The organism is Sphingomonas sp. PP-CE-3G-477, from assembly GCF_003050745.1.
Lineage (GTDB): Bacteria > Pseudomonadota > Alphaproteobacteria > Sphingomonadales > Sphingomonadaceae > Sphingomonas.
Map to the genome: position 1 here is coordinate 792,452 of NZ_QAOF01000001.1, position 19,130 is coordinate 811,581.

Here is a 19,130-nt window from a genome sequence, read left to right on the forward strand (position 1 = left end):
GGGGCGCAGAAGTGAGGGTCAGCCCTTCGCCAGCGGCGTGCCGCTCGCGTCGCAGACATACGTCGCTAGTTCCTCGCGCAACGGCAAGCCCTTGATCGGGCGCAGCGGACCGTCATGCGCGACGTTGGTCTCGACCAGCGCGCGGTTCGGGCCGACGCCGAGGACGTGAAACAGGCGATTGGCGCAATCGGTCTCGGTACGCGCATAGGCGACCTTGCCGTCATGCTCCTGGCGCAGGATCGCGATGATCGTCCCGCCTACAGCCTTGCGCTCACGCAGCAGGAAGTGGCGCGACGTCGGATCGGAGGGGGTAGGGATCAGCCGGCCCTTGACCGTCAATTGTTCAGGCTTCGGCACCGCTACGTCGGTCTCGGCGAGGTTGCGCAGCGATACGCCGTTATCCGCCATCGCATCGGTATTGGTAGTCGCAGGCTGCTCGCCAGAACACGCGGCCAACAGCGTTGCGCCGGCAAGTGCCAGCGCCAAGGTCTTCGAAATCATTCATCTAGCTCCCGGTCGATGTCGAAACGAAACGACCGGTCCGGCTATTTGATCCCTGCCGCACCGGATCGCTCGACCGCCGGGTAGCAGGCGACGTCGCTCAGCGCGCCCTCTTGTCGAGGCCACGATCCGTTCGCGTCACGGTCTTCGGCGGGACGGCAGGTTCGCACACGCGACGGGTGGGTTGGCAGGCTATGCCGACTGTCGAACATCCTTTGATGCTGCCTTCGGTGGGGCACGCGCGGCATTGCTGCTTGATCTCGGTGCAGGTCGATGGCGCCGACACCAACGCCAGGGTCAGGAACAACATTCGCACGTCCTTATCAGGAATATCGGGCTTATCAGAAGCATCCGGCTCATCACGAGCATCCTGCTCATCACGAGCATCCGGGGGATCAGATCAAGGCGCGACGATCACGCAGGGCACGCCAGCCGCCGAGCAAGCCCGCGTCGCATCCGCCTTCGACGCGAAGCCGCCCGCCTGGAGCCGGGTCACGCTGCCCGCCTTGGGATAGGAAGGCTGTGCGCCACGGAGCTTGCCGCGAACCTTGTTCCACAGCGTCTCGGCATTGCCCTGGTCGCGGAAGGCGCCAAGCTGGATGCGCCAGTTGCCGGTCGCACGCGCTGGCGCCGGCTTCGCGACGGCAGGCTTCGGTGCGTTGGCTTTCGGCGGCACGGGCTTCGGTACGGGTTTGGCTACCGGCTCCCGCGTGGGGGCCTGGACGCGGGCGGGCAGCGAACTCGGCGCCAGCCTGGTCGGGCGCGGCGTTTCGGCGATGCGGGACGGCGGGACGGGCGTCTGTCCGACCGTCGAGCGCGGTGCTGCTGCGGGCCTGGCCTGCAACGCATATTGCTGCGCCAGTGCGGTGCCCTTCTCGCGGTCTGCGGGCGAGATATACTGGTCCATCTGCGTCAGCGTCTGCGAGGCGGACTGCAACCCGGACGCCGACGCGCGCGTCATCAGCGCATAGGCACGCGGAAAATCGCGCGGGACGCCGTCGCCGTTGAACAGCATCGTGCCGAGTACCAGCTGGGTCCGCGGTTCGCCGCGCGCAACCGACTTCTCCAGCCATGGCAGCGCGTCGGATTTCTTCCCCGCCTGGAACAGCGCGAGCCCGTAATTATCCTCGGCCTGCTGATGCCCCTGCATCGCCGCCTTGCGGAACCAGCTCTCGGCGAGCGCCGGATCGAGCGGTACGCCGCGGCCGAGCTTGTACGCCTGGGCGAGATTGAACTGCGCATCGGCATCGCCGCCGATCGCGAGCGGGCGCCATTCGCCGACCGCCTTCGGGAAATCGCCCTTGGCCCAGGCATCGACGCCGGCCTTCACGTCGGCCATCGCGGGAACGGCGACGAGCACGCCGCTCAACGCGACCGCACCCAAGAGAAGCTTCCCAACCGTCATCGCTCTACCTCAACATCCACTCGTCGCTACCATGCCGCCGTTCGGCGCGCATGGCAAAGGGAGCTTGTGCGGATTTCGCACCAATGTCGCTTGATTCGAACCCATTATGAAGCCGCGTTAACCGCTTCTTAGAGCCGCGCATGGCACTCCCGTCGCGAATACCAGGGGTTGGGCCGATTATGCGCGTTCTAGCGTTCGCATCGCAGAAGGGGGGATCGGGGAAGACGACCTTGACGGGTCATCTCGCCGTCCAGGCCGAGCGTGCCGGACACGGGCCCGTGGTCCTGATCGACATCGATCCGCAGGGGTCGCTGACCGACTGGTGGAACGAACGCACCGACGAAGACCCCGCCTTCGCGCAGACCACGGTATCGCGGCTGGCGGCGGATCTGGAGATCCTTCGCCAACAAGGCTTCAAGCTGGCGATGATCGATACGCCGCCTGCGATCACGATGGCGATCCAGAGCGTGATCCAGGTCGCCGAGCTGATCGTCGTGCCGACCCGGCCCAGCCCCCATGATCTGCGCGCCGTCGGCGCCACCGTCGACATGTGCGCGCGGGCCGGCAAGCCGTTGATCTTCGTCGTCAACGCGGCGACACCGAAAGCGCGCATCACCGCCGAAGCCACGCTCGCCCTGTCGCAGCACGGCACGGTGGCGCCGACGATCATACACCAGCGCACCGACTTCGCGGTGTCGATGATCGACGGACGTACCGTCATGGAACTGGACCCGAAGAGCAAGTCGGCCGCCGAGATCGAGGCGTTGTGGACCTATGTCTGCGACCGCCTGGAAAAGAATTTCCGTCGTACCGTGTTCACCGTGCCGACCGCCGCAGGGCATCGCCCCGCCCCCGGTGGCTTCGGTCGTCGAGTGGTCGGCTAAGACCATGGTCCAGCCGAAACCCGCCGCATCGCTGTCGTCCTCGCTGCTGGCGCGCAAGGGCGATGCACGCCCCGCGATGCGCGCGCAGGACGAACGCGCGCCGGACGATGCAGGCGACGATCTGGGCTGGAACGACATGGGATCGCCCGTGCCGCCCGTGTTGATCGAGCGCGAGGCGTTGAAGGCCGGGATCGAGACGCCGCCGATCGCCGTCGCCGATGTTTCGCTCGCGACTGCCGTACGGATCAGGCGCCAGGCGGCGCCGACGACGCCGGGATCGAAGGCGGCGTTCACGTTGCGCCTCGATGCCGACCGGCATCTGCGGCTTCGGCTGGCGAGTGCAATCACCCGACGTTCGTCGCAGCAACTGATGACCCAGGCGCTCGACGCTTTCCTGCAATCCTTGCCCGAGGTGGAGGCGCTCGTCGCGCAACTGCCGCCCGCAAAACCCAAACGTTGAAACAGGGATCATCCCGATGAACACGCGCGCACTTCTCCTCGGCGGCATATCGGCCCTCCTGCTTGGCGGTACGATGGTCGGTTGCGCCGCCAATGGCGCCATGAGCAACGGGGGCGTCGCCTCGGCCAGCGATCGCAGCGAGGCGCTGGCGTCGAAGGGCGCGGCGCGCGACGCGGGCAAGGCGCAGATCGCGCTCGCCAATCGCAACGGATCGGCGGCGATCGGTCTTGCGGAGAATGCCGTCGCGCTGGTGCCGCGGTCGGCGGAGTATCGCATGCTGCTCGGGCAGAGTTATCTGCAGGGCGGTCGGTTCGCATCGGCATCCCGCGCCTTTGCAGACACGCTCCAGCTGTCGCCGGGCAACGGCAAGGCTGCGCTGAACCTCGCGCTGGCGCAGGTCGCGACGGGGGACTGGCAGGCGGCGCGGCAGACGCTGGCGGCAAACGCTGCGATCATCCCGGCGACCGATCGCGGGCTGGCGCTATCGCTGGCAGGGGACACGGCCGGCGGCATCGCGGTGTTGACCGAGGTTGCGCGTTCGCCCGCGGCGAGCGCCAAGGTGCGGCAGAATCTGGCGTTGAGCTATGCGCTGGCAGGGCAGTGGCCTGCGGCGCGCGTGGTCGCCGCCGCGGACATGGCGCCAGCGGACGTCGATGCGCGGCTCGAACAATGGGCGACGTTCGCGCAGCCCGCCAACGCATCGGACCAGGTGGCGGGGCTGCTCGGCGTCCGTGCGGTGGTCGATCCCGGGCAGCCGGCGGCGCTGGCGTTGAACGCGCCCGCGCCTGTCGTGCCGGGCGTTCCCGAGCAGGCTTTGGCGGCGGCCGATCCGGTCGAGGTTCCCGGTGCGCCGCTTCCCGTCGAAACGGCTGCGGCACAGACGGCGGGGCCGGTCGCAGGTTTCTCCAAGGTATCGTTCGGACCGCGGCAGGAGGTTGTCCAGTCGCTGCCGTCTATGATGATGCGCCCGGCTGGTGGCCCGATCAAAATTGCCGCGGCGCCCGCGCAAACGGGTCGTGGCATGGCGACGGCCGCGTACCGGGTGAAGGCTGCTGCGACCGGCAACTGGTACGTACAGCTCGGCGCGTTCGAAAGTGCCGGCGTTGCGAAGGACGCCTGGGGCCGCGCCGCGCGCCGGTTTGCGGTGCTCGCCAGCTATTCGCCGAACGGCACGGCCTTCAAGGCGAGGGGCGAGGATTTCTACCGGCTTTCGGTCGGCGGGTTCAGTCGGTCGGCGGCCGATTCGATGTGTCGCCAGTACCGCGCCACGGGCGGGGCGTGCTTCGTCCGGCAGGGCGCTGGCGATGCGATGGCGCAGTGGTTGCGCAAGCCGGGTATGCAGATGGCGTCGCGGTAAGCGGATCAGGCTGGCCGTTCGGCGCAGGACCACCCCGGCGAAGGCCGGGGCCCAATTGGAAAGGTCGGCGTAACGGAGGGTATCGCTCAATTGGCGACGTTCCCCAATTGGGCCCCGGCCTTCGCCGGGGTGGTGCTTGTGGGCTATCGACCCCGCACTACCGAACCTCGCGGCCACCCTTCCACAATCGCAACACGCGACCCTGCACCGGCAATCCGTCGAACGGGGTGTTGCCAGCCTCGGCCGCAAACTCTTCCCCGACGATCTGCCAAGGCGCCTGCTGGTCGAACAGCATCAGGTCGGCGGGCTTGCCCACCTCTAACGTCCCGGTATCGAGCCCGAGCACGCGCGCCGGGTTGCTCGCCAGCAGCGCGAACAGCCGCTCCAGCGAGATGCGCTCGTCACGCACCAGCATCAGTGCGAGCGGCAACAGCGTCTCCGCGCCCGCCATCCCGCTGCTCGAATCGGTAAACGGCAGCCGCTTCTCTTCCGGTCCGCGCGGCTCATGGCCCGAACAGAGCACGTCGATCGTGCTGTCTGCGATCGCCTCGAGCGCTGCACGACGGTCGCTGTCCGCGCGCAACGGCGGCGAGAGCAGTGCGAACGAGCGGAAGTCACTGACCGCGATCTCCGACAAATGCAGATGCGCGGGCGTGATGCCGCACGTGACGGCGACGCCGCGACGCTTTGCCGCGCGGATCAGGTCGAACCCGGCCGCCGTCGTCACCTGGCGAATGTGGATCCGCGCGCCGGTATCCTCGGCGAGCATCAGGTCGCGCGCGATCGCGAGCGCCTCGGCAACAGCCGGCGCGGCGGGGAGACCGAGCCGCGTGGCGGTCTCGCCTTCGGTCGCGACCGCGCCAGCGGTGAGCCCCTCGTCCTCGGCATGCGCAATCACCGTCACGTCGAGATCGCGCGCATAGGCGAACACGCGCCGCATCACGCCGCTGTCGGCGATCCAGTGCTTGCCCGTGCCGACCGCCTTCGCGCCCGCCGAGAGACAGATCGCCATCTCGGCGAGGTCATGGCCTGCGAGTCCGCGCGTTGCGGCGGCGATCGGATGGATCCAGAGGTCGGGCTTGCCGATCAACGCCGCGCGCTGAACGATGCCGGGGTCGTCGAGCACCGGCGACTGGTCGGGCATCAGGCCGATCCGCACGATCCCGCCGGCACGGAAGGCGGCACGGTCGACCTTCGCGACGCCGAGGTCGACGATCCCGGGTGCGACCGTCTTGCCGCCGCAATCGACGACCGTCGCATCGGCGGGAATATCGACGATGCCGGTCGCGCCGATCACGCCGTCGCGGACCAGCAGATTGCCCTTCGTCACGCCGCCGACCGGGCAGGCGAGGGTTGCGTTGGTGAGCGCGAGGATCATGCCCAACCCTCCACGCCGCGCGCGCGCCTGGTCAGCACGTCGAGGCACGCCATGCGGACGGCGACCCCCATCTCGACCTGCTCGGTGATCGCCGATCGGGCGTGATCGGCGACGGCGGAGTCGATCTCGACGCCGCGGTTCATCGGGCCGGGGTGCATCACCAGCCCATTAGGCGCTGCCTTCGCCAACCGGTCCAGCGTCAGCCCGTAGCGGAGTCGATACTCACGTGTGGAGGGGACGTAGGCGCCGTCCATCCGCTCGTTCTGGAGCCGGAGCATCATCACCACGTCCGCACCCTCCAGGGCCTTGTCGAAATCGGTAAATGCGGTGACGCCCATCCGCTCGATCATCGGGGGCATCAGCGTCGACGGCGCGCAGACGCGGACCTCGGCGGCAAGCGCGGTGAGCGCCAGGATGTTCGAGCGCGCGACCCGGCTGTGCAGCAGATCGCCGCAGATCACGACGCGCTGCCCGGCGATCGAGCCCTTCCGTCGCCGGATCGTCAGCGCGTCGAGCAGCGCCTGCGTCGGATGCTCGTGGCGTCCGTCGCCGGCGTTCAGCACCGGGCAGTCGACCTTGTCCGCGATCAGCCTCACCGCGCCGCTCGACATATGCCGGATGACGATGACGTCGGCGCGCATCGCATTGAGTGTCATCGCGGTATCGATCAGCGTCTCGCCCTTCTTCACGCTGGACTGCGCGGCATGCATGTTGACGACGTCCGCGCCGAGCCGCTTGCCGGCGATCTCGAACGACAGGAGCGTGCGCGTGCTGTTCTCGAAGAACGCGTTGATCTGGGTAAGCCCGGCCAGCCGCTTGTCGGGCGTGGCATGCGTGCGGTTGGCGCCGACCCACGTCTCCGCCTCGTCGAGCAGGAACGCGATCTCGTGTGGCTGGAGCCCGTCGATGCCGGTGAGATGCCGGTGCGGGAAGACGGCGCCGCCTTCGATGAGGGCGGCGGGGCGGTGATCTGAGGTTCGCATTAAAGCTGCGGGATAGTGGCGCGCGGGGCAGGGGGCAAGCGCTCCGCGATGCGTCGCCGCAAACCGCATGGTTAACCGGAATTTAGCGTGGGTGTGGGATGGCGTTTGCAGATGGGGCGAGGGCGCAGGACGAGATGACAAACGCGAACGGTGCCGGATGGTGGGAAACGCGCGCGTTTGCCGTGACGCTCGTTCTGCTGTCCGCGGTGCCGCTGTTGTGGCCGGCGCTGCCTCCGCTCAGCGATCTGCCGGGCCATATGGGGCGCTGGCATATCGCGATGGCGCTGCCGACCTCGCCCGATCTTCAGCGCTATTACGACTATCGCTGGGCGTTGATTCCCAATCTGGGGATGGATTTGCTCGTACCGGCGCTGGCGCACCTGTTTCCCTTCGAGGTCGCGACCAAGCTGGCGGTGATCGCGATCCCGATGCTGACCGTCGCCGGGCTGTTATGGGCGGCGCGCGAGGCGCATGGGCGCGTGCCGCCGACCGCGATGTTCGCGGTGCCGCTCGCCTATGCCTGGCCGTTCCAGTTCGGCTTCGTCAATTTCGCGCTGTCGCAGGCGCTGGCGTTCTGTGCGCTGGCGTTGTGGATCCGGCTGGGGCGGCAGGATCGACTCGTCCTGCGCGCGCTGCTGTTCGTGCCGATCGCGTGCGTGCTGTGGATCTCGCACAGCTTCGGTTGGGGACTGTTCGGGCTGATGGCGGCGGGCGCCGACGTCGCGCGAGTCCGTGCGAGCGGGCGCGGCTGGCCCGCATCGTTCGTCATGGCGGCGCTGCAATGCGTACCGCTCGGCGTGCCGCTGATCGCCATGATCGCCGCCGCTGCGTCGGGGCGGGGGGCGGGAGGGTTGGGCGCCGACGACTGGTTCAACCTGACGGTGAAGACGATGTGGCTGCTGTCGCTCTTTCGCGATCGCTGGCAATGGTTCGATCTGCTCTCGTTGCTGACGGTGATCGGCGTCCTGTACGCAGCTCTGCGGAGCCGGCGGATGGTATTTTCATCGCTGCTCGGGTTGCCTGCGCTGCTGTGCCTCGGCGCGTTCGTCGTGCTGCCACGGCTGCTGATGGGGGGCGCGTATGTCGATATGCGGATCGCACCGGCCGGGATGATGCTCGCGCTGGTTGCGATACGTCCGACCGATGTCGCGCAGTCGCGGACGCTGGCGCTGCTGGCGGTGGCGTTCGTCCTGATCCGCTTGACCGGCGACACCGTCAGTTTCGTCGAGCGATCGTCCGAACAGCAGCGCGAACTTGCCGCGATCTACTATATTCCACGAGGTGCGGCCGTGCTCTCGCTGGTCGCAAGGCCGTGTAACGGCGCCTGGACCGATCTGCGGCGCGATCACCTGCCGGGATTGGCGATCGTGCGGCGCGACACTTTCAGCAACGAGCAATGGGCTATCGAGGGCCAGCAGGCGCTGCAGATCCGCTATGCGATCGCCGCGCCCTATACCGCAGACCCTGGCCAGAGCGTCTACCCGTCGATCTGTGCCGACATAGGTTCCGATTTCAAGACGACGATCGCGCAGTTCCCACGCGCGGCCTTCACGCACGTCTGGACGATCGGGTTCGCGCCGGGAGCGGCGAAAGCGCCGGACCTGCGCGTAATCTGGACCAACGGTCAGTCCACGCTCTACCGGGTCGTGCGCTAGATCTGCGCGGTCACCAGTGCATCGATGGCGCCTTGCAGGATGTAGGCGGCGGCCATCTTGTCGACGAGTTCGGCGCGTTTGGCGCGGCTGGCGTCCTGTTCGATCAGCGTGCGGGTGACGGCGACGGTCGACCAGCGTTCGTCCTGGAGGAGGATCGGCAGGCCCATGTCCTTGAGGTTCTGCGCGAACGCCCGCGTTGATTGCGAGCGTGGGCTTTCGCTGCCGTCGAGGTTGATCGGCAGGCCGATGACGAGCCCCACGACCGCCTGCGCCTTGATGATCTCGGCGAGTGCGGCCTTGTCCTTCTGGAACTTGGTGCGGCGGATCAGGAGCGCGGGGCTCGCGAACGACCAGCCGGCGTCGCAGAGCGCGGTGCCGATCGTCTTGGTGCCGACGTCGAGGCCGATCAGCCGGCCGCCGTTCGGGAGCGCGTCGCGGAACTGCGCGGCGGAGAGCGTGATCATTGGAAAGCCTTCAGGCGGCGGTTGGCGTCGGCGCGGATGTTCGCCCAGAACAGGCTGTAGTCGTAGACGTGGTAGTTGTTGCCGGGCAGCACGTACGGCCCGAGGTTCGGGCCCTCGCCGATCAGCAGGAAGCCGCGGTCGGCACAGCGTGCGGGGACGCTGCCGATCGCGATCGTCGCGGTCTTCAGGTCCGCGGACGGGACGAGCGTGCCGAGGTTGGCGGTCGCGGGCGCGGTCGCGTCGGCGGTGCCGGTCAGCGGGTTGGTGCAGACCATCGGCGTGCCCTTGCGCGGCTGGCCGTTGAAGCCTGTGGTCTGGTCGTAGGCATCGACGATCAGCGAGGGATCGGCGGGCTCGGCGAAACTTTCCCACGACAGGATGCAGCCGGTCTGGTCGCCCGTACGGCATTCGGCGAGGCCCATTTTCGGCAAGTCAGTAGTGCGCGAGACTGGCCAGCCAACTACGTACGCCGCGACGATCCGCGACTTCAGCTTCGGATCGTTGGCGACGCGGTCGCGGAGGAGGCGGGTGAGGTGGAGCGCGCCTTGGCTATGCCCGGCGAGAATGATCGGGCGCTTCGGGCCGGCTTCCTTGAGGAAGCGGTCGAACGCGGCGGAGACGTCGCCGTATGCTAGTGCCAGCGCGCGTTCGCTGTCCGCAACGCTGGTCAGGAACGCACCGAACGTCGCCTGGCGGTAGCGTGGCGCCCAGATGTCGCCGGCTTCGTTGAACGCGCTGGCCTGCCCCCGGAGGAAGAGTTCCGCCCGCGCGTTGGTCTCGGGATCGTCGATCGGCGCGTTCCAATGGTCGCGGTTGATGTACGAGGTCGGGTGGATGAAGAAGATCGCCGCGCCCGTACCGGGCTTGCCGGGCGTGTAGCCGGGCGGCGTCCAGAGCGCGGGATTGCCTGGCGCATCGGGGCGGGCGAGCCACATGATCTTTCGCGCGTAGATGTTGCGCGGGGCTTCGCGTTGCGCCTGGAAAGTCTCGCTCGGGACCATCACCGCGCGCATCAGCTGCGTGCCGAACAGGCGGTAGGCGAGCAGGGCGGCGATCGCGAGAACGATCATCGCGGCGACGAAATAGAGAAACTTGCGGGCCAAGCGGGACCTTCCGTGCAGGCGGTCCGGCTCCCGTGCCGTATGCGCGCCGCCGTTGCAATCGCGCACCTTCGTGTTCCCCCGCCTCCGCGGGGGAACACGAAGGGTGTTGCGCCGCCTGCGCGCCCGGTGCTAGCCGCAGCCCATGTCCGTAGATACTGCAACCGTGAAGCGGATCGCGAGCCTTGCGCGCATCGCGATCACCGACGAGGACGCCGCCCGCATGGCGCCGGAACTCGGAAACATCCTTGGCTGGATCGAGATGCTCGAAGAGGTCGACACGACCGGTATCGAGCCGATGACCGCCGTCATCCCCAACACGCTGCGGCTGCGCGACGATGTCGTCAACGCCGACCCGCTGACCGGCGGCGGCATCCGCGAGCAGGTCTTGGCCAATGCCCCGGTGGCAGAGCATGGCTTCTTCGCTGTGCCGAAGGTGATCGAATAATGACCGACCTTACAGACCTCGGGATCGCAGGCATCCGCGACGGCGTCCGCGATGGCAGCTTCAAGGCGCGCGAAGTCGCCGATGCGTTCATCGTAAAGGTGAGCCAGGCCAAGGCGTTGAACGCGTTTCTTGTCGAGACGCCCGAACACGCGATCGCCGCCGCGACCGCGGCCGACACCGCGCGCGCAGCCGGCGAGACGCTCAAGCCGCTGGCCGGTGTGCCGATCGGCATGAAAGACCTGTTCTGCACCAAGGGCGTCACGACGACCGCGGCGAGCCACATCCTCGAAGGCTTCACGCCGACCTACGAGTCGTCCGTCTCGCAGAATTTGTGGGACGCGGGCGCGGGGATGCTCGGCAAGCTCAACATGGACCAGTTCGCGATGGGCTCGTCGAACGAGACCTCGGCGTTCGGCAACGTAGCTAGCCCTTATCTAGGCGAGGCGCTCGACGATCAGAATGCGATGGTCGATCAATTGACCATGCCAAACCCGAAAGATTTCAACCGAAATCATATCAGGGTTGGAAACCGTTGGCATAAAAAGCTCGCACCAGGCGGCTCGTCGGGCGGCTCGTCGTCGGCAGTCGCCGCGCGGCTCTGCCCTGGCGCGACGGGTACCGACACCGGTGGCTCGATCCGCCAGCCCGCCGCCTTCACCGGCATCAGCGGCATCAAGCCGACCTATGGCCGCTGCTCGCGCTGGGGGACGATCGCGTTCGCCTCGTCGCTCGACCAGGCGGGGCCGATGGCGCGAGACGTTAAGGATTGCGCGATCCTGCTCGAGGCGATGGCCGGGTTCGATTCCAAGGACGGCACTTCGCTGCAGCTCGATGTACCGAAGTGGGAAGCGGGGTTGTCGGGCAATCTCAATGGCCTGCGCGTTGGTATTCCCAAGGAATATCGCGTCGACGGAATGCCCGAGGAGATCGAGGCGCTCTGGCAGCAGGGCATCGACTGGCTCAAGGATGCCGGCGCGACGATCGTCGAGGTCTCGCTCCCGCACACCAAATACGCGCTGCCCGCCTATTACATTATCGCGCCCGCCGAAGCGTCGTCGAACCTCGCGCGCTATGACGGCGTTCGCTACGGGATCCGTGACCTGCCGACCGGCGCCGGCTTGCAGGACATGTACGCCGCGACGCGTGCGGATGGCTTCGGCCCCGAGGTGAAGCGCCGCATCATGATCGGCACGTACGTGCTGTCGGCCGGCTTCTACGACGCGTATTACACGCAGGCGCAGAAGGTCCGGACGCTGATCGCGCGCGATTTCGAGCGGGCGTGGGAGACGTGCGACGTCCTTCTCACCCCGACCGCCCCCTCGGCAGCGTTCGCGCTCGGCGAGAAGTCGGCCGATCCGATCGCGATGTACCTGAACGATGTCTTCACCGTGCCGTCGTCGCTTGCGGGCTTGCCGGCGATGTCGGTGCCGGGTGGCCTCGACAAGCAAGGTCTGCCGCTCGGGCTGCAGATCATCGGCAAGCCGCTCGACGAGCAAGGCGTGCTGAACGCAGGGCTCGCGATCGAACAGCGAGCAGGATTTACCGCGCGACCAGAGGCTTGGTGGTAACATGAGCGATTACAGAATCCAGGGCGAAACCGGCGAGTGGGAGGTCGTGGTCGGCCTCGAAGTGCACGCGCAGGTGACGTCGAACGCCAAGCTCTTCTCGGGTGCGGCGACCGCGTTCGGTGCGGAGCCCAACACGCAGGTGAGCCTCGTCGATGCGGCGATGCCGGGCATGCTGCCGGTGCCGAACCGCGAGTGCATCCGTCAGGCGGTTCGCACCGGCATGGCGATCGAGGCGCAGATCAACAAATGGTCGCGGTTCGACCGGAAGAATTACTTCTACGCCGATCTGCCGCAGGGCTATCAGATCAGCCAGCTCTATCATCCGATCGTCGGTGAGGGCGCGATTGACATCAGCCTCGACGAGAAGAATCCGGATGCCGCGGGCAAGCGGATCGGCGTCGAGCGCATCCATGTCGAGCAGGATGCGGGCAAGCTGATGCACGACCAGCATCCGACCCAGTCGTATGTCGACCTCAACCGGTCGGGCGTTGCGCTGATGGAGATCGTGTCGAAGCCCGATCTGACATCGCCAGCGGAAACAGGCGCTTACCTGCGGAAGCTGCGATCGATCCTGCGCTATGTCGGCTCGTGCGACGGCAATATGGAAGAGGGCTCGATGCGCGCCGACGTCAACGTCAGCGTGCGCAAGCCCGGCGACGAGCTGGGCACGCGGACCGAGACGAAGAACGTCAATTCGGTGCGCTTCGTGATGGCGGTGGTCGAGCAGGAGGCCAAGCGTCAGGTCGAGGTGCTCGAAGCCGGCGGCAAGATCCAGCAGGAAACGCGGCTCTACGATCCCGATCGCAACGAGACGCGCTCGATGCGATCGAAGGAAGACGCGCATGATTATCGCTACTTCCCCGATCCCGATCTGTTGCCGCTGGTGCTCGACGATGCGTTCCTGGCCGAGTGCCGCGCGTCGTTGCCGGAATTGCCGGATGCGAAGCGGGCTCGGTACGAGGCGCTGGGGATCACCGCGTATCAGGCGACGGTGCTGACCGCCGAGGTCGAGGCGGCGCGGTGGTTCGATACGTTGCTCGACGCGGGCGTGAAGCCGGCGGCGGCGGCGAACTGGACGACGTCGGAGTTGTTCGGCGCGCTCAACCGGACCGGCAAGGACATCGAGAACTCGCCGGTGTCGCCGGCGCAGGCGGCGGAACTGCTGGGGCTGATCGCGGATGGCACGTTGTCGGGGAGTCTCGCCAAGCAGGTGTTCGAGGTGATGCTCGAGACCGGCGACGGCGCGGCGAAGGTGGTTGAGGATCGTGGGTTGAAGCAGACCAGCGATACCGGGGCGATCGAGGCTGTGATTGCTGACGTGATGGCGGCGAACGCGGACAAGGTTGCGGATTATCGTGGTGGCAAGGACAAGCTGTTCGGGTTCTTTGTGGGCCAGACGATGAAGGCGATGGGGGGGAAGGCTAACCCTGCCGTGGTGAACGAGGTTCTGAAGGGGATGCTTGGGGAGTCGGTGGCTTCGTAGGCTGTCACTGAGCAACCTGACCGATCTCCCGCCTTGCCTGTTCTCCCGCGAAGGCGGGAGTCCAGGGTAACCGAATGTAGCGCTGCTGGATTTCTGGGCCCCCGCGTTCGCGAGGGAACAGAAGGGGGAATCTCCCCAATCGCCACCACCCCGGCGAAGGCCGGGGCCCAGTTGGGGGACGTTGCTGACTGAGGGCAGCGCTTCGTTACTGCAACCTTTGCAATTGGGCCCCGGCCTTCGCCGGGGTGGTTGTGTACGGAGGCAGCCTTACCCGTCCACCTTCTGCGGATGATGCGGCACGAGGATTAGCGTGTTCTCCTCCACCCGCCACGACGCGAGGCGCGACAGGAAGTTCATCCCGAGCACGTTGGTCTCGCCAAACGCCGGCGACACCACCACCTGCAAATCCCGCGCGACGATCGCCCCGAGCCGTAGCGAGGCAATCGTCCCCGTCTTCGCAGCGATAGATCCATTAGCAGTCTGCAAGACGATCGGCACCACGCCAACCCGCGCCTCAACCCCAGCTTTCTCAGCAGTCTTCTCGGAAATAGCGGTAATCGTCGCGCCGCTATCGATTAGCAATCGCTGGCTCACTCCGTCGATTGTCGCCCGTGCCCAGAAGTGCCCATCCGGCGACATGCGGATGCGGACCTCGCCGCCGACCACCTGCTGGTCTTCGATTTTCAAAAACCGCGCGATCTTGCCGACATAGGGGTCGAACTGACGCCGCTGGTCGATCGCGACGAACAGCAGTCCGACAAGGACAAGCGTCATCGCCAGATTGACGAGCGTTCGGATGATCGGGATGCGCTGCGCCAGGATCAGCAGCAATACGGCGAGCCCGAGCGCGATATAGAGGCTCTGGTGCTCGGCGAAGGTGGGAATCGTGGGGATTATCGGGTCCTGATTGGCGGAGGTGGTATCATGTAGATAGCCACCCCCGCCTGTATGGTTGCTGACGCGAGCTTACTGCGCGTCGTTGTCCTGGTTCTTCACGACACCGCCGGTGCCGCCGACGCCATCGGGCAGGCCGCTGTCGGTGAACGTCTCGGGCTCATCGCCACCTTCGCCGCGCTTGACCGCGTCGGAGCGCGACTCAACCGCCTGTTCGATATCGCTGCGGGTGTCCTCGTCACGATCCTGGGGGAGCGTTTCGGGGTTCGTGCCGGAATGCGGATCGCTCACGCTCAAAACTCCGGCTGGACGGGTGCGGGATCGCTCGACGGCGTTCCAGGGGCAGGCACATCGATGTCGGGCGCGGGCGGATTGAACTCGGGCGGCGGCGCAGTCGGCTCGACGGGCGACGTCGGGGTCGGGAATTCTGCGGGGGGTTGAGTAGCCATGATGTCTCTCCTTCTAAATGTTCAACGCCTGTAATCATCGGGAGTTGCCTATGTGCTTGCCCCCGCATGCATCGTTGGTATAGACGCGCCCGCTACGGCGATGTCCTGTGCGGGCGTGGCGGAACTGGTAGACGCGCTTGGTTTAGGTCCAAGTATCGCAAGATGTGGGGGTTCGAGTCCCTTCGCCCGCACCAGCCCGCCGCGCAGGCGAGGCGACCGCCCGAAGAATTATCCTGAATGCTCTTTTAGACAAAGGCCGGACATGCAGACTGTCGAGACGTTGAACGAGGGCCTCAAGCGCGCCTTTACGCTCACCATCACCGCGAAGGATATCGATGCCAAGGTCGATGTCGAGCTGAAGCGCCTCGCGCCGCAGATGAAGATGCCGGGCTTTCGTCCGGGCAAGGTGCCGGCGAACCTCATCCGCAAGATGCACGGCCCGGCGCTGACCCAGGACGCGCTGAACGCGGCGATCCAGGAGAGTGTCCAGACGCTTGTCGCCGAGAAGCAGCTTCGCCCCGCGATGCAGCCTTCGGTCGAGCTCGAAGACGGCTATGACCTCGGCAAGGACGCCGTGGTCAAGGTCGAGATGGAGGTCCTCCCGCAGGTTCCCGCACCGGCGATCGACGGCATCAAGCTCGAGCGCCTGACCGTGCCCGTCGCCGACGACGCGGTCACCGAGCAGCTCCAGAAGTTCGCCGACCAGCAGAAGAAGTGGGATGACGCGGCCGACGATTATGTCGCCAAGATGGGCGATCTCGTCACCGTCGATTTCGTCGGCAAGACCGCCGACGGCGTCGCGTTCGACGGCGGCACCGGCACCGACATGGGCGTCGAGCTCGGTTCGGGTCGTCTTATCCCCGGCTTCGAGGATCAGCTCGTTGGCGTGAAGACCGGCGACGACAAGGTCCTGAACGTGACCTTCCCCGAGGAGTATCAGGAGAAGTCGCTCGCGGGCCAGCCGGCGACGTTCGACATCACCGTCAAGTCGGTAAAGACTGCGGGCGAGAGCAAGATCGACGAGGATCTGGCCAAGTCGCTCGGTCTCGAGAGCCTCGAGCAGCTCACGGGCTTGCTCAAGGGTCAGATCGAACAGGAGCATAACGGTCTCACGCGCACGCATATGAAGCGCAAGCTGCTCGACCAGCTTGCTGAGGGTCATGACTTCGAAGTGCCGCCGTCGATGGTCGAAGCCGAGTTCAACCAGATCTGGTCGCAGCTCCAGCACGAAGCCACGCACGAGACCGACCCCGAGGCTGCGATGGCCGAGATGGAAGGCGAGCGCGACGATTACCGCAAGATCGCCGAGCGTCGCGTGCGCCTTGGCCTGCTCCTGTCCGAGATCGGCCAGGCGAACGGCGTCGAGGTTTCGAACCAGGAAATGCAGCGTCTGCTCGCACAGGCAGCGCAGCAGTATCCCGCTGAGCAGCGTCAGCAGTTCATGCAGTACGTCCAGCAGGAGCCGATGGCGGCCGCCCAGCTGCGCGCGCCGCTATATGAGGACAAGGTCGTCGACTTCCTGTTCGAGAAGGCCGAGATCACCGACCGCGAAGCGTCGCGCGAGGAGCTCGAAGCAGCGATCGAGAGCGAGGACGGGTTCGCCAGCGGCACGCACACGCATGATCACGACAACCACAAGCCGAAGAAGAAGGCCGCAGCCAAGAAGGCCAAGCCGGCTTCGGACGAGGCTGCTTCGGATGACGCCGTGACGGACGAGGCACCGGCTTCGGACGCGACGGAAGAGGCCAAGCCTGCGAAGAAGGCGCCTGCCAAGAAGAAGGCGGCTCCGGTCGAAGCAGAGACGGCCGTGACGGAATCGTCGCCGGTCGCTGCCGAGAACGCAGAGGGCACCGAAGCTGCCGACGCACCGGCGAAGAAGCCGCGCGCGAAGAAGGCTCCGACCAAGACCGAGGCGTAAGCTTCGCTTCCGTCATGCCGGGCTCGTTCCGGCATCCACCGTTCCGCACACTCTCATCCCGAAGAGCATGCGGAGCGGTGGACCCCGGAACAGGTCCGGGGTGACGGGTGGACGGGGATCGGTAAGAAATTGTTTCCCCGCGAAGGCGGGGACCCAGACTGGGCTCCCGCCTTCGCGGGAGAACAAGGAAGTGAAGAGGCGTCCGTGCCCGAGGTGTTCAGCCTGAAAGCGCCGTACGTCGATCGTGGCGTTTAAATGCGAGGGCAGGGCATGACCGAACCGAGAATCACCGTCTTGCTCCCGTGCTACAATGAGGAAGCCGCGATCGCGCAGACGATCGCGGGCTTCCGCGACGCGCTGCCCGGCGCCACCATCTACGTCTACGACAACAACAGCGCCGACCGCACGATCGAGGTTGCGCGCGCCGCCGGAGCCGTCGTCCGAACCGAGCGCATCCAGGGCAAGGGCGCGGTCGTCCGCCGCATGTTCGCCGACATCGACGCCGACATCTACGTCATGGCCGACGGTGACGCGACCTACGACGCCGCCTCCGCCCCGAATCTGGTCGCGCGCGTCCTCGACGAGCAGCTCGACATGGTCGTCGGTTCGCGCATCAGCCAGGTCCAGGAAAGCTATCGCCGCGGACACCGCTTCGGCAACGCGCTACTCACCGGCATGCTCGCCCGCCTGTTCGGCCGCAGCTTCACCGACATCCTCTCGGGCTACCGCGTCTTCTCGCGCCGGTTCGTGAAGAGCTTCCCGTCGCTGTCGGCCGGTTTCGAGATCGAGACCGAGATCAGCGTCCACGCACTCGAACTCAAGATGCCGATCGGCGAGGTCGAGACGCCCTATTACGCGCGCCCCGAAGGCTCCGAATCGAAACTCAGCACCTACGGCGACGGCTGGCGCATCCTCCGCACGATCATGACGCTCTACCGGATCGAGCGCCCGCTCTGGTTCTTCGGCGCGATCGGCAGCGTGTTCGGCCTGCTCGCGTTGATCCTCGGCATCCCGCTGGTGCTGACGTATCTCGAGATCCACCAGGTCCCGCGCTTCCCGACCGCGATCCTGATCACCGGCCTCGGCATCTTCGCCGCGCTCAACGTCTTCACCGGCCTGATCCTGGACACGGTCGTCCGCGGCCGCCGAGAAGTCCGCCGCCTAGCCTACCTGGCCTACCCAGCCCCAGGCATCTGACTCCCTCGCCCCTTCGGGTAGAGGGAAGGAGCAGCTACTTGGCCACGGGAGGGTGAGGGGCGGTTGGTGTCCGCCAACATCCCCTCACCCTCCCACCCGCAAGTGCGTGCGGGCCCCTCCCTCTCCCCGGAGGGGCGAGGGCAAGCAGTCCCCGAGGCGAGGGCAGGGAGGGCTTGAACTCCCCTCTCGGACCGCCGATGTTAGCGGTTCACTGGGGCATAAGAGAGATTTCCATGCACAATCCGTTCGAGACCGGCGATTTCGCGAGCCCGTTGGCCAGCGCCGGGCTCGGCCTGCAGCAGACGCAAGCAGGCCTGGTTCCCATCGTCATCGAGCAGTCGAACCGCGGAGAGCGCTCGTTCGACATCTTCTCGCGCCTGCTCCGCGAGCGCATCATCTTCGTGACCGGTGGCGTCGAGGACGGCATGGCCTCGCTGATCACCGCGCAGCTGCTCTTCCTCGAGTCCGAGAACCCGAAGAAGGATATCTTCATGTACATCAACTCGCCGGGCGGTGTCGTCACGGCGGGCATGGCGATCCACGACACGATGCGGTACATCCGTCCTCGCGTCGGCACGGTGTGCATCGGCCAGGCCGCGTCGATGGGCAGCTTCCTGCTCGCAAGCGGCGAGCCCGGCATGCGCGTCGCGATGACCAATGCGCGTATCATGATCCATCAGCCATCGGGTGGTGCACAGGGCATGGCCAGCGACATCGAGATCCAGGCCCGCGAGATCCTGCGCATCCGCAAGCGCATGAACGAACTGTATTCGCAGTACACCGGCCAGCCGATCGAGGAGATCGAGCGCCGGATGGACCGCGATACGTTCCTCGAAGCGAACGAAGCGAAGGATTTCGGGCTGATCGACGAGGTGTTCGACAAGCGTCCGGCGGTATCCGAGGATGCCCCGAAGCCTGCCTGATACTCGCTTGAACCCAGATCGACTGGGGCTGGCATGGGGTGAATCGTAAACCCGGCCGGTTTA

At 66.4% G+C, this 19,130-nt stretch carries 20 protein-coding genes and 1 tRNA gene; 11 read left to right on the plus strand and 10 right to left on the minus strand.

Features of this window, described 5'->3' with window-relative positions:
- Positions 1-18: 18 nt before the first annotated feature.
- The 3 genes from C8J45_RS03705 to C8J45_RS03710 form a co-directional block, all read right to left on the minus strand.
- Positions 19-501, minus strand: coding sequence for a hypothetical protein (locus tag C8J45_RS03705; RefSeq protein WP_107961896.1), 483 nt, complete (start codon positions 499-501; stop codon positions 19-21).
- Between the two features lie 100 nt (positions 502-601).
- Complete coding sequence (locus C8J45_RS19075; protein WP_181321081.1) at positions 602-811, minus strand: hypothetical protein; 210 nt, start codon at positions 809-811, stop codon at positions 602-604.
- Positions 812-901: 90 nt separating this feature from the next.
- A complete protein-coding gene (locus tag C8J45_RS03710; protein WP_107961897.1) occupies positions 902-1,906 on the minus strand; it encodes an SPOR domain-containing protein in 1,005 nt (334 codons plus the stop codon).
- 179 nt (positions 1,907-2,085) lie between these two features.
- Between C8J45_RS03710 and C8J45_RS03715 the strand changes: the two genes are divergently transcribed.
- From C8J45_RS03715 to C8J45_RS03725, 3 genes are read left to right on the plus strand one after another with little or no spacing between them, the layout of a single operon-like run.
- Positions 2,086-2,790, plus strand: a complete 705-nt coding sequence (locus tag C8J45_RS03715; RefSeq protein ID WP_107961898.1) for a ParA family protein — start codon at positions 2,086-2,088, stop codon at positions 2,788-2,790.
- Between the two features lie 4 nt (positions 2,791-2,794).
- Positions 2,795-3,250: a hypothetical protein gene (locus C8J45_RS03720; RefSeq protein WP_107962237.1), complete on the plus strand. Its 456-nt coding sequence runs from the start codon at positions 2,795-2,797 to the stop codon at positions 3,248-3,250.
- Between the two features lie 16 nt (positions 3,251-3,266).
- Complete coding sequence (locus tag C8J45_RS03725; RefSeq protein ID WP_107961899.1) at positions 3,267-4,607, plus strand: SPOR domain-containing protein; 1,341 nt, start codon at positions 3,267-3,269, stop codon at positions 4,605-4,607.
- Between the two features lie 157 nt (positions 4,608-4,764).
- Here C8J45_RS03725 and C8J45_RS03730 read toward each other — a convergent pair whose 3' ends face one another.
- Positions 4,765-5,985, minus strand: a complete 1,221-nt coding sequence (locus tag C8J45_RS03730) for a dihydroorotase family protein (RefSeq protein ID WP_107961900.1) — start codon at positions 5,983-5,985, stop codon at positions 4,765-4,767.
- The gene (locus C8J45_RS03735; protein ID WP_107961901.1) at positions 5,982-6,968 is read right to left on the minus strand and encodes an aspartate carbamoyltransferase catalytic subunit; all 987 of its coding nucleotides are present in this window, start codon (positions 6,966-6,968) and stop codon (positions 5,982-5,984) included. The genes C8J45_RS03730 and C8J45_RS03735 overlap by 4 nt, the downstream gene beginning before the upstream one ends.
- A 134-nt stretch (positions 6,969-7,102) precedes the next feature.
- Here C8J45_RS03735 and C8J45_RS03740 point away from each other — a divergent pair, with 134 nt between their 5' ends.
- Entirely contained in the window at positions 7,103-8,623 is a 1,521-nt protein-coding gene (locus C8J45_RS03740) for a hypothetical protein (RefSeq protein WP_107961902.1), read from the plus strand.
- On the opposite strand, the gene ruvX is transcribed toward C8J45_RS03740, so the two are convergent.
- Complete coding sequence (gene ruvX / locus C8J45_RS03745) at positions 8,620-9,087, minus strand: Holliday junction resolvase RuvX (RefSeq protein WP_060524389.1); 468 nt, start codon at positions 9,085-9,087, stop codon at positions 8,620-8,622. The genes C8J45_RS03740 and ruvX overlap by 4 nt on opposite strands.
- The gene (locus C8J45_RS03750) at positions 9,084-10,190 is read right to left on the minus strand and encodes a DUF3089 domain-containing protein (RefSeq protein WP_107961903.1); all 1,107 of its coding nucleotides are present in this window, start codon (positions 10,188-10,190) and stop codon (positions 9,084-9,086) included. Before C8J45_RS03750 ends, ruvX begins: the two co-directional genes overlap by 4 nt.
- 142 nt (positions 10,191-10,332) lie before the next feature.
- Between C8J45_RS03750 and gatC the strand changes: the two genes are divergently transcribed.
- From gatC to gatB, 3 genes are read left to right on the plus strand one after another with little or no spacing between them, the layout of a single operon-like run.
- Positions 10,333-10,635, plus strand: coding sequence for an Asp-tRNA(Asn)/Glu-tRNA(Gln) amidotransferase subunit GatC (gene gatC, locus C8J45_RS03755; RefSeq protein ID WP_056048145.1), 303 nt, complete (start codon positions 10,333-10,335; stop codon positions 10,633-10,635).
- Positions 10,635-12,203: an amidase family protein gene (locus C8J45_RS03760; RefSeq protein WP_107961904.1), complete on the plus strand. Its 1,569-nt coding sequence runs from the start codon at positions 10,635-10,637 to the stop codon at positions 12,201-12,203. Before gatC ends, C8J45_RS03760 begins: the two co-directional genes overlap by 1 nt.
- Position 12,204: 1 nt before the next feature.
- Positions 12,205-13,686 (plus strand): Asp-tRNA(Asn)/Glu-tRNA(Gln) amidotransferase subunit GatB, encoded by a 1,482-nt coding sequence (gene gatB / locus C8J45_RS03765; RefSeq protein ID WP_107961905.1) that lies wholly within the window; start codon positions 12,205-12,207, stop codon positions 13,684-13,686.
- A 267-nt stretch (positions 13,687-13,953) separates the two neighbouring features.
- On the opposite strand, the gene C8J45_RS03770 is transcribed toward gatB, so the two are convergent.
- The 3 genes from C8J45_RS03770 to C8J45_RS19080 form a co-directional block, all read right to left on the minus strand.
- The gene (locus C8J45_RS03770; protein WP_258191265.1) at positions 13,954-14,517 is read right to left on the minus strand and encodes a TIGR02281 family clan AA aspartic protease; all 564 of its coding nucleotides are present in this window, start codon (positions 14,515-14,517) and stop codon (positions 13,954-13,956) included.
- Positions 14,518-14,652: 135 nt separating this feature from the next.
- Positions 14,653-14,871, minus strand: coding sequence for a hypothetical protein (locus C8J45_RS03775; protein ID WP_107961906.1), 219 nt, complete (start codon positions 14,869-14,871; stop codon positions 14,653-14,655).
- A 2-nt stretch (positions 14,872-14,873) separates the two neighbouring features.
- Positions 14,874-15,029, minus strand: coding sequence for a hypothetical protein (locus C8J45_RS19080; protein ID WP_181321082.1), 156 nt, complete (start codon positions 15,027-15,029; stop codon positions 14,874-14,876).
- Between the two features lie 109 nt (positions 15,030-15,138).
- Here C8J45_RS19080 and C8J45_RS03780 point away from each other — a divergent pair.
- The 4 genes from C8J45_RS03780 (at position 15,139) to C8J45_RS03795 (ending at position 19,067) form a co-directional block, all read left to right on the plus strand.
- A tRNA-Leu gene (locus C8J45_RS03780) sits at positions 15,139-15,223 on the plus strand.
- Between the two features lie 68 nt (positions 15,224-15,291).
- On the plus strand, positions 15,292-16,947 hold the full coding sequence (gene tig / locus C8J45_RS03785; protein ID WP_107961907.1) for a trigger factor: 1,656 nt from the start codon (positions 15,292-15,294) through the stop codon (positions 16,945-16,947).
- 270 nt (positions 16,948-17,217) lie between these two features.
- Positions 17,218-18,144, plus strand: a complete 927-nt coding sequence (locus C8J45_RS03790) for a glycosyltransferase family 2 protein (RefSeq protein ID WP_107961908.1) — start codon at positions 17,218-17,220, stop codon at positions 18,142-18,144.
- Between the two features lie 233 nt (positions 18,145-18,377).
- Complete coding sequence (locus C8J45_RS03795; RefSeq protein ID WP_056048165.1) at positions 18,378-19,067, plus strand: ATP-dependent Clp protease proteolytic subunit; 690 nt, start codon at positions 18,378-18,380, stop codon at positions 19,065-19,067.
- Positions 19,068-19,130: the final 63 nt, after the last annotated feature.

Bases quoted from the DNA above. Each gene is read 5' to 3' on its own strand.
- C8J45_RS03705 (WP_107961896.1), bottom strand. From the start codon at position 501: ATGATTTCGAAGACCTTGGCGCTGGCACTTGCCGGCGCAACGCTGTTG.
- C8J45_RS19075 (WP_181321081.1), bottom strand. From the start codon at position 811: ATGTTGTTCCTGACCCTGGCGTTGGTGTCGGCGCCATCGACCTGCACC.
- C8J45_RS03710 (WP_107961897.1), bottom strand. From the start codon at position 1,906: ATGACGGTTGGGAAGCTTCTCTTGGGTGCGGTCGCGTTGAGCGGCGTG.
- C8J45_RS03715 (WP_107961898.1), top strand. From the start codon at position 2,086: ATGCGCGTTCTAGCGTTCGCATCGCAGAAGGGGGGATCGGGGAAGACG.
- C8J45_RS03720 (WP_107962237.1), top strand. From the start codon at position 2,795: ATGGTCCAGCCGAAACCCGCCGCATCGCTGTCGTCCTCGCTGCTGGCG.
- C8J45_RS03725 (WP_107961899.1), top strand. From the start codon at position 3,267: ATGAACACGCGCGCACTTCTCCTCGGCGGCATATCGGCCCTCCTGCTT.
- C8J45_RS03730 (WP_107961900.1), bottom strand. From the start codon at position 5,985: ATGATCCTCGCGCTCACCAACGCAACCCTCGCCTGCCCGGTCGGCGGC.
- C8J45_RS03735 (WP_107961901.1), bottom strand. From the start codon at position 6,968: ATGCGAACCTCAGATCACCGCCCCGCCGCCCTCATCGAAGGCGGCGCC.
- C8J45_RS03740 (WP_107961902.1), top strand. From the start codon at position 7,103: ATGACAAACGCGAACGGTGCCGGATGGTGGGAAACGCGCGCGTTTGCC.
- ruvX (WP_060524389.1), bottom strand. From the start codon at position 9,087: ATGATCACGCTCTCCGCCGCGCAGTTCCGCGACGCGCTCCCGAACGGC.
- gatC (WP_056048145.1), top strand. From the start codon at position 10,333: ATGTCCGTAGATACTGCAACCGTGAAGCGGATCGCGAGCCTTGCGCGC.
- C8J45_RS03760 (WP_107961904.1), top strand. From the start codon at position 10,635: ATGACCGACCTTACAGACCTCGGGATCGCAGGCATCCGCGACGGCGTC.
- gatB (WP_107961905.1), top strand. From the start codon at position 12,205: ATGAGCGATTACAGAATCCAGGGCGAAACCGGCGAGTGGGAGGTCGTG.
- C8J45_RS19080 (WP_181321082.1), bottom strand. From the start codon at position 15,029: ATGGCTACTCAACCCCCCGCAGAATTCCCGACCCCGACGTCGCCCGTC.
- tig (WP_107961907.1), top strand. From the start codon at position 15,292: ATGCAGACTGTCGAGACGTTGAACGAGGGCCTCAAGCGCGCCTTTACG.
- C8J45_RS03790 (WP_107961908.1), top strand. From the start codon at position 17,218: ATGACCGAACCGAGAATCACCGTCTTGCTCCCGTGCTACAATGAGGAA.
- C8J45_RS03795 (WP_056048165.1), top strand. From the start codon at position 18,378: ATGCACAATCCGTTCGAGACCGGCGATTTCGCGAGCCCGTTGGCCAGC.